Origin of the sequence: Mesorhizobium loti CJ3sym, from assembly GCF_000472785.1 — a bacterium.
Lineage (GTDB): Bacteria > Pseudomonadota > Alphaproteobacteria > Rhizobiales > Rhizobiaceae > Mesorhizobium > Mesorhizobium loti_E.
Genome location: NZ_AXAL01000017.1, coordinates 161,775 through 171,847 on the forward strand (window position 1 = coordinate 161,775; position 10,073 = coordinate 171,847).

General features: G+C 62.1%; 11 protein-coding genes and 1 tRNA gene. 6 read left to right on the forward strand and 6 right to left on the reverse strand.

The window, feature by feature from the left end:
* Positions 1-38 precede the first annotated feature (38 nt).
* Positions 39-1,082 (reverse strand): glycosyltransferase family 8 protein, encoded by a 1,044-nt coding sequence (locus A3A9_RS41850; RefSeq protein WP_082222185.1) that lies wholly within the window; start codon positions 1,080-1,082, stop codon positions 39-41.
* Positions 1,083-1,159: 77 nt separating this feature from the next.
* Positions 1,160-2,191, reverse strand: coding sequence for a YihY/virulence factor BrkB family protein (locus tag A3A9_RS0123300; protein WP_033838752.1), 1,032 nt, complete (start codon positions 2,189-2,191; stop codon positions 1,160-1,162).
* Positions 2,192-2,421: 230 nt separating this feature from the next.
* On the opposite strand from A3A9_RS0123300, the gene A3A9_RS0123305 reads away from it, so the two are divergent.
* Complete coding sequence (locus A3A9_RS0123305) at positions 2,422-2,781, forward strand: hypothetical protein (protein ID WP_245279104.1); 360 nt, start codon at positions 2,422-2,424, stop codon at positions 2,779-2,781.
* Between the two features lie 6 nt (positions 2,782-2,787).
* On the opposite strand, the gene A3A9_RS0123310 is transcribed toward A3A9_RS0123305, so the two are convergent.
* Positions 2,788-2,863: transfer RNA gene (locus A3A9_RS0123310), tRNA-Thr, on the reverse strand.
* Positions 2,864-3,150: 287 nt separating this feature from the next.
* Between A3A9_RS0123310 and A3A9_RS0123315 the strand changes: the two genes are divergently transcribed.
* Entirely contained in the window at positions 3,151-4,296 is a 1,146-nt protein-coding gene (locus tag A3A9_RS0123315) for a hypothetical protein (RefSeq protein ID WP_027060940.1), read from the forward strand.
* A gap of 19 nt (positions 4,297-4,315) precedes the next feature.
* Here A3A9_RS0123315 and A3A9_RS0123320 read toward each other — a convergent pair whose 3' ends face one another.
* Positions 4,316-5,917 (reverse strand): cisplatin damage response ATP-dependent DNA ligase, encoded by a 1,602-nt coding sequence (locus A3A9_RS0123320; protein ID WP_027060941.1) that lies wholly within the window; start codon positions 5,915-5,917, stop codon positions 4,316-4,318.
* 4 nt (positions 5,918-5,921) lie between these two features.
* A complete protein-coding gene (locus A3A9_RS0123325) occupies positions 5,922-6,929 on the reverse strand; it encodes a ligase-associated DNA damage response exonuclease (RefSeq protein WP_027060942.1) in 1,008 nt (335 codons plus the stop codon).
* A gap of 105 nt (positions 6,930-7,034) precedes the next feature.
* Between A3A9_RS0123325 and A3A9_RS0123330 the strand changes: the two genes are divergently transcribed.
* The 4 genes from A3A9_RS0123330 (at position 7,035) to A3A9_RS0123345 (ending at position 9,860) form a co-directional block, all read left to right on the forward strand.
* Positions 7,035-7,952, forward strand: coding sequence for a class I SAM-dependent DNA methyltransferase (locus tag A3A9_RS0123330; RefSeq protein WP_027060943.1), 918 nt, complete (start codon positions 7,035-7,037; stop codon positions 7,950-7,952).
* Between the two features lie 19 nt (positions 7,953-7,971).
* Positions 7,972-8,463, forward strand: a complete 492-nt coding sequence (locus A3A9_RS0123335) for a hypothetical protein (protein ID WP_245279105.1) — start codon at positions 7,972-7,974, stop codon at positions 8,461-8,463.
* Positions 8,464-8,522: 59 nt separating this feature from the next.
* Positions 8,523-9,050 carry an ATPase AAA gene (locus A3A9_RS0123340; RefSeq protein ID WP_027060945.1) on the forward strand — a complete coding sequence of 176 codons (528 nt, stop codon included), beginning with the start codon at positions 8,523-8,525 and terminating at the stop codon, positions 9,048-9,050.
* Between the two features lie 252 nt (positions 9,051-9,302).
* Complete coding sequence (locus A3A9_RS0123345) at positions 9,303-9,860, forward strand: cytochrome b (protein ID WP_033838745.1); 558 nt, start codon at positions 9,303-9,305, stop codon at positions 9,858-9,860.
* Positions 9,861-9,876: 16 nt separating this feature from the next.
* Here the strand turns inward: A3A9_RS0123345 and A3A9_RS0123350 are convergent.
* Positions 9,877-10,073 (reverse strand): transposase (locus A3A9_RS0123350; protein WP_027058433.1); only part of this gene is annotated, 197 nt, incomplete at its 5' end.

Below are 10,073 nucleotides of genomic sequence, written 5' to 3' on the forward strand. Positions count from 1 at the left end.
AATGCCGGATATGATTTGCCGGCCTTGAACGCGCGCTATTAGGTATAGCCCGCCGCCTTCTCCGGATACTGCACGGCCAGGAGTTCCTGATCCGCATGGGATGCGAACAAATCATTGGTCTTGATGGCATCGAAACGCGATCGCCGTTTCAGCTTTTCGTCCTTGGTCAGAAAGCCGATCAACGGATCGAACGTCCGGCCGAACCGCTTGATGAAATTCCCGACATGACAGGCATGCCGGTCGAAGCGAGGTGACCATGGCGTCCCCTTCGCCAACCCGCGATAAATAGCCAAGGCTTCCGGCTCGACACCAAGAGGCTTGTCCGACCATGGCTTTCCCCAGCTGAAATGCCTGGCACAGGCCTGACGGAAGGGAATCTGACCACTGAAATTGGTCATGACATTCCAGGTAGGGTGCATGGTTTGCCATTGCCCTTCAAAGGCAACATTCAGGGCATCCTGATCGAAGGCCTGGCAGAGCTCGGGATGGTCGACGGCAAATCGCCGGGAGCTGGCCAAAAAGCCACCGCTTCGCACCAACGGCATGTTGAACACCAGCACGCCGGAATTGAACTTGGGGGCACCCGGCCGCAAGGGCAGCCTTCGCCGATAGGTCATATCGAAATAGGACGGAATATCATGTGCGGCGAGAAGCGGCGCCTTCAGTCCGGTGTCGGCCAAATCCGTGATCGAGCGGTTGAAAAGGATATCGCAGTCCACATAGACAATGCGGTCATAGGACGCGAACTCAGGCAATTCGTCGGTAAAAAGGCGAATGTAGGCGGAAAGCCCAAGCCTGCCATTCTTTGCGGCGAAGTCGGACAGGTACGTTGAAACGTCGATAAAGCTGATCCGGTCACCAAGCAGCTTTCGCGCGATTTCGAGATCGTCGCGGCCGACGCCCATCTGCAGGATGAACCCGTCGATCGGGGCAGAGACATTGGTTACGCGCAGTGCCGCGAGGCAGGCATACGGGAAGTAGTTGCTGTCCGCAGCGAAGAAGAAACACGACTTTTGCAAACTGACCAACCCCGTCTGGCATCGTGCATATCGCTGTGCGTTGGATGAGGAGTCAAGCTGCACGCATTATCCGCATTGCAGCAGCGCCATGCGCGGGACGCTGCAGCAGCCGTTCGTACGGACTGTTGTGCAGTAACACATCAATCCGCGATCTTGCCCAACGTGTCGGCAACGACAGCGCCGCGCTTGCCCATCGGCCGGGCCGGGCCGGTGGTCGAATCGACTGCCGTCTGATGCTCCATCTCGGCATTGATTGCCGCGCCGGCGATGAGGATGATGACCGAAATCCATGTCCACATCATCAGGCCGACAACGGCGCCAAGCGACCCATATGTGGCGTTGTAGTTGGCAAAATGCTGCAGGTAGAACGAGAACAGCCAGGAAGCCGCAATCCACGCCACCGTCGCAATCAAGGCGCCCCAACTCAGCCATCGCCATTTCGCGTGTTCGCGGCTCGGCCCGAAGCGATAGAGCAGGGAAATGCCGGTCAGCATGGCGCCGACCAGGATCGGCCATCTCGATACCGCGACAAGCGTCTCCTTCCAGGCATCAAGGTAGAAGAAGCGCAAAAGCGCTGGAACCACGCCCACCGTCAGCAACATCACCATACCGATCAGCAGCGCTCCGACCGTAAACAGGATCGACCTCAGGTTGAGCATTATGAAACTGCGTTTCTCGCGCTCCTCATAGGCGATGTTCATGGCATCGAAAAGCGCCTTCATCCCGCTGTTGGCGCTCCACAGCGCTATGCCGAGGCCAACAAAGAAACCGGTGCCGAGAGTGCCGGATTTCTGCCTGGCCAGGGCCTGCAACTGATCGCGAATGAGGTCGAGCCCGCCCGACGGCAGCAATCCGCTGAGATAGGCGACATGGTCGGCAACCGTGACCGGATCCGCGACAAAGCCGTATATCGAGATGAATGCGGCGAGCGCTGGGAACAGCGCCAACAGCAGGTAGAAGGTGGCCCCGGCAGCGACCAGCAGGACGCGGTCCTTGTTGAATTCTTCCCAAAGCCGCCAGAAGATATCTTTCCAGCCGAGTGCCGGGATTTGTGACGGCCAGGCCGCGTCGCGCCCACGATCTCCGTGCTCCGACCGCAGGGTCGCCTTGTCGTCCTGCGTCGTTGACGCGGCGCGACTGACCGCTTCTGCGTCGATCAACGAGGATCGCATGCCGGTCGGCTGCGGGCTCCTTGTCGCCTTCGAAGCCACGCGGCGCTCCTTACTCAATTTCGACTGGAGTGCTGGATGCCTCGCCCGTCATAGCCCCGCTCCTTGCTCGGAAAGATATCCAAAGCGTGCCCTGTAACGCTGCGAAAGGACGAACTGTTCCCCGCGATGCAGTGTTGGCACCCTCGGAATTGAGAGCCCGACACGAGAGACGGTGATTTTTCGCCAGCCCGATGCATCTTTTGGCGGCCCGTGAACGTTGCAGCCAAGTCCATTTTGAGGTGAGTCCCATGAAGGCGTTGACCAAGGATGATCTGAAGACCGAGGCGGACCTTTCCGAAGACGCCGACCTCATCGTCAACCGAGCCGCGCATTTCGTCGGAGATTGGATCGAAGAACACGTTGTCGAACAGCCGACCCTGGTCCCGGCTGGCGTTGACGTCGCGCAGGAACTGGCCAGCCAGTGCATCGCCGATGCGAAGAACCAAGGCATCGCGGCTGAGGACATTCAAGAGGAGGTCGGTGACCTCAGGGAATACATCGCCGAGGCAATCGATGAGGAAGGTGGATCACTCGGGTCGGCAAAGCCTTAAGAATTCTGGTGCCGCTTAGGTGACTCGAACACCTGACCCCCGCATTACGAATGCGGTGCTCTACCAACTGAGCTAAAGCGGCCCGGGAGGCCAGAGCCTCCAAGATGGGCTGGGTGATAGACTCAACCGGCCACGAATTCAAGATGCGACTTGGCAAATCATGCATGAGCGTTCGCCGCGATCGAAACCGGGGGGTTGCGCGTCTCTGCGGGCTGGAATCGCCGACGTAGCCCGATTTTGTTTGCCGGAACATCGCCAAGATGGACTTTGGACGGCCCGTCGAGGCAGAATGCGCCGCCCGCCCGTTGATTGATTGGTCGCCTACCGCTAACCATCAGGGAAGTTGGGGAATTTGCAGAGGGACTTCGCTTGGACGCGATCGAAAAAGCGATCCGGAACGCCATGGAGAAGGGCAATGCCGAGGACCGCGCGTTCCGCGAGAGGGTCTATCGGTCGGCCTTTGCCGCGCTCGACCGTGCGCTCCAGGCCAATCCCGGTGTGACCGTGGAAGTCGCCATCAAGCGCCGCAAGTCGATCCAGGAGAAAATCACCGAAATCGAATCCGAGTTCCTGCCGGCGGTGCCGGATGGCGGCCCGCAGGTCGATTCACCGGCGGCCGGGTCTTCGGCCACTGCGGCGCCCGCGATCGAGATCGGTCAGAAGACGCCATCGCCCGCTGTCGCTGTCGACGGACCCGGGCAACCCGCATCCGACGCGGCGCGCTCGCGCGTGCTGCCGGTCGTTCCCGACATCATGCCGGACGCGACCCTCCCCGGTGCGCCGGCGATCGACATGTCCACGCCTGCCGCCACGGGAGTTGCGAGCGAAGTGGCCCCCGATCGCGATGAGCGCCGCATTCGCGGACGCCGCCTGCCGCTGACCGCCATCTTCTTGACGGTGACGCTGCTTGCGGCGATCGGCATCGGCGTGTTCTTCGCCATACAGACCGGCGTGTTCAAGACAGCGGCGCAGCTCGACACGGCACCGCCGGAGGCGCCGCCAACCGTCGAAGGCGACGATTTCACGCCGGCCGACGGCGCCAACGCGCCGGCCAAGCCCGGTGCGGCGGACCAGTCGCGCGACTGGATCAATGTGTTTTCACCGACCGACCCGACACATGTCGCCGCGCCGTCGGATGCCAAGGCCGAGGTGATGAAGGACGACGGCGGGCCGTTCCTGCGCATCCAGTCCGGCCCCTCCGGTTCGGCGGTCGCTTTCGATGTCGGGCAGGGCGTGCTGGAGAAGCTCGCCGGCAAGCACGCCGTGTTCGATATCATCGCCCGTGCCGAGGACGGCAAGGACACGCAGATCTCCGTCGACTGCAATTTTGGTGAACTCGGCGATTGCGGCCGCAAGCGCTACGCGGTCGGCCAGCAGCGCAACGAATATCTGTTCGACGTGCAATTCCCAGACAAGCATCCGGGTTCGGCGGGAACCATCGCCGTCAATTCCGATTTCGACAAGCAGGGCAAGGCGGTCAACATCTACGAGATTCGCGTCTCGATCGAGCCGTAAGGACGTCCGCCTCGGGCGTCTAGCGGTCGAGCAGCGCCTGCAGCGTCTCGATGCGGTCGGCCTCTTTGGCCGGCTTGTCCCAGCGCAGCCGTGAAATGCGGGGAAAGCGCATGGCGACGCCGGATTTGTGCCGGGTCGAGCGGTTGAGCCCCTCAAAGGCGACTTCCAGCACCAGGCCATTGTCGCGGTCCGCCCGTACCGAACGCACCGGCCCAAAGCGTTCGACCGTGTTGTCCCGGACATATTTGTCGATCTGCTTCAGCTCCTCGTCGGTGAAGCCGAAATAGGCCTTGCCGACCGGCACCAGTTCCTCCTCGCCCTCAGGCCCGGACCAGACCCCGAACGTGTAGTCGGAGTAAAAGCTCGAGCGCTTGCCGTGGCCGCGCTGGGCATACATCAGCACGGCGTCCACCGTGTGCGGATCGCGCTTCCACTTGAACCAGGGTCCTTTCGGCCGGCCGGCGACGTAGGGCGAATCCCAGCGCTTCAGCATCACGCCTTCGATGATCGGATGCGGTGGCGCGCGGCGCAGCGCCTCCAGCGCCTGCCAGCCCGTGAAGGTGACGAAGGGCGACAGGTCGAAGCGGCCGGGGTCGAGCGTTTTCATGAAGGCTTCGAGGCGGCCACGCCGCTCGCGGAAAGAGAGCGCGCGCAAATCCTCGTCACCGATCTGCAGCAGGTCGTAGCAGCGCATGAAGGCCGGATATTGCTGCTGCATCTTGGGTGTCACCGTCTTGCGATTCAGCCGCTGCTGTAGGTCGGAGAAGCTTCTTGTCGCCTCTCGCGGATCGCCGACGAGCAATTCGCCGTCCAGCGTTGCGGAAAAATTCATCGCGTCGGCGAGGTCGGGAAAGGCGCCGGAGACGTCGTCGCCGGTGCGCGAATAGAGACGGCGGATGTCACCTTCCGCCACCGCCTGGACGCGGATGCCGTCCCATTTCCACTCGGCGGCATAATCCGCCGGATCGAGTTTTTCGAGATCGCCGTCGCCAACCGGGTTCGACAGCATCACCGGCCTGAACAGCGCCAATGCCGTATTCCGGGGTTTGTCGGCCTTGCCTTCCAGCCATGCGAACAGCGCCGCATAGGGCGGTGACAGCCCGTGCCAGAGTTCCTCGATCTCGGCGACATCGACCTTGCCGAAATCCGCCAGCGCCTGTTTGGCGAGCCGCGCCGAGACACCGATGCGCAGGCCGCCGGTGACCAGCTTGATGATGGCAAAGCGCGACGAGATGCCGGCACTGTCAAGCAACCCCGCCAGCACCTTCGGTCCGTCGGAGCGGCTTGCCGCCTGCAGTTTTGCGACGACCTCGCTGAGCGTCGGCTCGCGGTTCGGGATATTTCCCGGCGTTTGCGGCCAGACCAGCGACACCGTCTCGGCGAGATCGCCGACATAGTCGTAGGAATAGCCAAACAGCACCGGGTCCATGCGCTCGGTGACCAGCGTGCGCAGCATCGCCGGCTTGACCGCGGCGATATTGAGATCGCCGGTGATGGCGGCCAGCGTCAGGCCGCGATCCGGATCTTCCACGGAGCGGAAATAGTCGACCAGCAGCGTCAGTTTGCCGTTGCGCGACGGCGTCAGCACCAGCCGGTCGAGAAGTTCGGCGAAGCGGTTCATGCCATCAATCGCCCTCGTCCTCGTACCCCACCAGATGCAGCGGCCTTGCTGCGATGCCTTCCAGTTCGCACCAGCGCACCAGCGCTTCCTCGCGGCCATGCGTCACCCAGATCTCCTCGGCCCCGGTCTCCTTGATGGTGGTCGTGAGTTCGTCCCAGTCGGCATGGTCCGAGATGATCAGCGGCAGCTCGACGCCGCCTTGCTTGGCGCGCTGGCGGATGCGCATCCAGCCCGACGCGAAGCACGAGATCGGGTCGGGAAAGCGCCGCGCCCAGCGGTCGGCGAAGGCTGATGGCGGGCCTACCACGATGGCGCCGGCGAAATCTTGCTTGCCGCCCTCCACCGTCGCTGGTTCGAGTATCCCCAGATCGATGCCCTGGCTCTGATAGTACTCGCTGAGCCTGGCCAGCGCGCCATGGATGTAGAGCGGCTTGTCATAGCCGGCGTCGCGCAACAGCCGCATCACCCGCTGCGCCTTGCCCAGCGCATAGGCGCCGACCAGATGCGAGCGTTCGGGAAACTGCGCCGCCGATTTCAGCAGGCGGGCGATCTCTTCCGTATCCGGTGGATGGCGAAACACCGGCAGGCCGAAGGTCGCCTCGGTGATGAACACGTCACAGCGGATCGGCTCGAACGGCGCGCAGGTCGCATCCCTGCGCCTCTTGTAGTCGCCGGAGGCGACGATGCGCATGCCCTGATGTTCGACCGATATCTGCGCCGAGCCCAGCACATGGCCGGCCGGATGGAAGCTGACACTGACGCCGTCGAGGGCGATGGTCTCGCCGAGGCGTGCTGCTTGAGTCGTCCCGGCAAAATCCTCGCCATAGCGCAGACCCATAATGTCGAGCGTCTGCTGCGTCGCCAGCACCGAGCGGTGGCCGGAACGCGCATGGTCGGAATGGCCGTGCGTGATCAGCGCCCGGTTCACCGGCCGCACCGGGTCGATGAAGAAGTCGCCCGGCGGGCAATAGAGGCCCTCGGGCCGGGGATGAAGCAGGTCGCTGGCGCGCATTATGCCAAGATAGGATATAATTCCGCGGCGGGAAGCCTGTTGTCAGAGACTGCTGACACCCGCATACAGCACCGTCGGCTCCATCCGCCGGCAGGACCCATCGCCATGAAACCGCTCCAGGCCTCGTCCGGTGACTTGAACGCCGATCGCCGCGCCGACTATGCCGAGATGCTGCATGCCGATGGCGATCACGCGGCGGCGGCGGAATTGCTGCTCAGTGCTCTGGAACTCACCCCGCAATGGGCGATGGGCTGGTTCCGCCTTGGCGAAATGCAGCAGGCGGCGGGTGCTTCGGATCTGGCCGCGCAGGCATGGACGGTGTCGCTGCAACTCGATCCGACGGATCGTCAGGGTGCTGCGCTGAACCTGCAATTGATCGGCAAGGCGCCGGCGTCCGACGCGCTCCCCAGCGCTTTCGTCGAGACACTGTTCGACCACTATGCCGAGAGCTTCGATGAATCACTGGTCGACAGGCTGGGTTACCGGCTGCCTGAGTTGCTGGATCAAGCCATTCGAACGGCAAGGCCAGGTCGCTTCCCGCTGGCGCTCGATCTCGGCTGCGGCACCGGCCTGATGGGGCAGAGGCTGCGGCCGATTGCCGACCGGCTGGAAGGCTATGACATTTCGACTGGAATGCTGAAGCAGGCGCGGACCAAGGGCGTCTACGATTTCCTGGGCAAGGCCGATCTGCGGGATTTTTCCTATGCCGGCCCGAAAGCCGAGCTGGTGACAGTGGCCGACGTCTTCATCTATGTCGGCGCGCTCGACGGCATTTTGAAGACGATTGCCGGCTTGCTTGCCGGGGATGGTCTGTTCGCCTTTTCCGTCGAGAGGTTGGGTGGCAGTGGCGACTTCTTGTTGCAGCCATCGCGCCGCTACGCTCATTCGGAAGCCTATGTGCGTGAAATCCTGGCCGCCAACGGGTTTTCGATCCTATCCTTGGAAACAACCGTGATCCGGCAGGATCGTCGGGAACCGGTCGACGGGCTGGTCGTTGTGGCCGGCAAAGTCCACGCAGCCTGAAGCGTTCACAATCGGGCCAATGCGGCGATCCTTCCTGCCCCCAAAAGGGGTATGGTCCCGCCAGTCTCTGCTAAGCATCTGCTGCGAAAAAGCCCGATTCGCGTGCGCGGGTAAAACGGGGCGCGCGGGATATCAGGAGGGAGCATATCAGATGCGCTGGAACATGATGATCTTGGCCTCTTGCCTGGCAACCGCCGGCTGCGTGGGCAATTCGATGTCCGAGCGGCAGGACGCCAACGTAGAGTCCTCGCTGCAATACGACACGATTCCATGCGATCAATTGCTGGCGCAGCGCAATGGGTTGGCGCAGCAGAACAACCTTCCGGTGACCGCGAAACCGGCCTTCAACAATCCGGCGATGGGTTTCGGCCCGTTCACGCCCGACATGCGTTCCAAGGCGCAGCGCGACAGCGACAAGGCGTCAGGCGAGATCGATGCCATGAATCGGTCGATCGAGCGCCGCGACTGCGGCAAGCCGGACAAGCAGAAGAAGTTCACCCTGCCTGGCTAAGACAGGCCGCTCCAGAAACTTGTTGGCGCCAAGCTGCATCCTTGTACGGGCAACATCGGATGAATCTTTCGGATCTTGGAAACCGCATATGCATCCTCGGGCCTTCCAACAGCGGCAAGTCGACCCTGGCCGACGCGATTGCCCGCAAGCGTGGCCTGGAGCCCGTCCACCTCGATCTGCTTTACCATCTGCCCAACACCGACTGGGAACCGCGTCCCAAGTCCGAATTCATCGCCTTGCATGACGCAGCGATCGCCGGTGAGCGCTGGGTGATGGACGGAAACTACTCGATCTGCATGCCGCAACGGTTCCAGCGGGCGACGGGACTGATCCTGCTGGACATCTCCACGCCGGCCAGTCTGCTGCGTTATCTCAGGCGAACCCTGTTCGAGAAAGAGCGGCGCGGCGCTTTGGCGGGCGGGCGCGACAGCATCAAATGGGACATGATCCACCACATCGCCGTGACCACGCCGAAGAACCGCCAGAAATACCAGGCGATGTTCGAGCAACTCGATCTGCCAAAGCTGCAGCTGCCTTCCTTGAAAGCGATCAAGCACTGCTTTCAGGAGTGGGACCTGGCCAGGTGAGAGCCCTTTCCTGGCCACCTCGGAGCGAGAGCAATTCACCACCATCAAAGGCGCGGTGTTCGAGACCAACTCGAAAACGACGCGAAAGGCACGCGGCGCCATGGGGGCCGCCGGCCCTGGCGTTTCATACAGAATATTAACTCGTGCGGCGGACTGCTTAACGCTAATTCCCTCTCCTGAATCACCGGAACGCTTGGCTGCCGAGAGCCACAGGCCGCGGCGAAAGACGCCATCGACAAGGGAAACAAGCAGATGAGCCCAGCGTCTATCGAGGCCATCGCGAACCTGCCGATCCGATACCACTGGGTACAACGGCTCGTACATTGGCTCATGGCACTAGTCATAATCGCGGCTTTGGCGCTCGGACTTTACTGCTCCTATCTCGTACCCGGATCTGCCGAACGGCAGTTCTTGCTGGACATCCACAAATCGCTCGGGATGACGGCTCTGGTGCTCATCGTGCTTCGCATACCGCTGCGCGCGATGCTGGGGGAGCCGCCTCGGACGATCGCGCCTCCACGGCATGAACGGCTGGCGTCCCACATGGTGCACGGCACGCTCTATCTGTTGATGGCGGCGATGCCGGTGTCCGGCTATGTCACTTCGGCGTCCGAAGGGCGCAGCTTGCCGTGGTTCGGACTGTTCAACTGGCCGAATCTCTTACCCGAAAATCGACATGTCGGGCGCTTGCTGGCGACGGCTCATCACTACGGCGCCTATGTCTTTTTCGCCGCGCTTTCGTTGCACCTGGCCGCGGTCGTTTGGCATCATATAGTCAAACGAGACGAAGTGCTCTCCCGCATGATCTAGGCTCAGGACTCATTGATCAGAGCCAGAAGATTACGGTTGCAGCGATGCAGATCGCGGACATGAAGGTGTGGGCGCAGCGGTCATAGCGTGTGTGGATGCGCCGCCAGTCCTTGAGCCTGCCAAACATGTTCTCGATCTTATGGCGGCTTTTGTAGAGCAAGGTGTCGTGCGGGATCGGCAGATTGCGGTTGGCTTTGGACGGGATACAGGCGA